Genomic DNA, 710 nt, shown 5'->3' with positions numbered 1-710 from the left:
AATTATACGCAGCTACTGACAGATTGCAAGCCCTTTAAACAGCGGCCGGACCCAAGGCTATCTTCCTTAGATGTTCCAAGTCATCACGTAGCTTGGCAGCCTCTTCAAATTCAAGGTTTTGCGCATGTTTGTACATGGCGTTTTCTATCTGCTGAATTCGTTTAGCCAGTTGCTGTGGCGTGAGTGAGACATACTTGGCCTGCTCTTCAGCGACTTCTGCGGCATATTTATCATTGGCTGGTTTGGACATAGCCTCATCCATGCCCATTCGAATCGCTTTTTTTATGCCCTGTGGCGTAATGCCATGTTCTTCGTTAAAGGCAATCTGTTTTTCCCGACGACGATCAGTCTCATCAATCGCGCGCTTCATAGAGCCCGTGATTTCATCGGCATATAAAATAGCTCGACCATTCAGGTTTCTTGCTGCACGACCTATTGTTTGAATAAGAGAGCGATCACTGCGAAGGAAACCTTCTTTATCAGCGTCCAGTATTGCTACTAATGAGACTTCCGGTATATCCAAACCTTCTCGTAGTAGGTTAATACCGATTAGCACATCAAATTCACCCAGCCGTAAGTCACGAATAATTTCTACCCGCTCTACGGTATCGATATCAGAATGTAAGTAACGCACTTTTACATTGTGCTCACGTAGATACTCGGTCAGATCTTCTGCCATGCGTTTGGTTAACGTGGTAATTAATACGCGC

At 45.1% G+C, this 710-nt stretch carries 1 protein-coding gene; it reads right to left on the bottom strand.

The features are described 5' to 3' along the window. Positions 1-34: 34 nt before the first annotated feature. Positions 35-710 (bottom strand): helicase-related protein (locus tag B4K20_RS02935; protein WP_289281820.1); only part of this gene is annotated, 676 nt, incomplete at its 5' end.

It is taken from the genome of Methylophaga sp. UBA5088 (genome assembly GCF_002414625.1).
In the GTDB taxonomy this organism is placed as follows: Bacteria; Pseudomonadota; Gammaproteobacteria; order Nitrosococcales; family Methylophagaceae; genus Methylophaga; species Methylophaga marina.
This window is presented reverse-complemented; position numbering and strand designations above follow the sequence as displayed.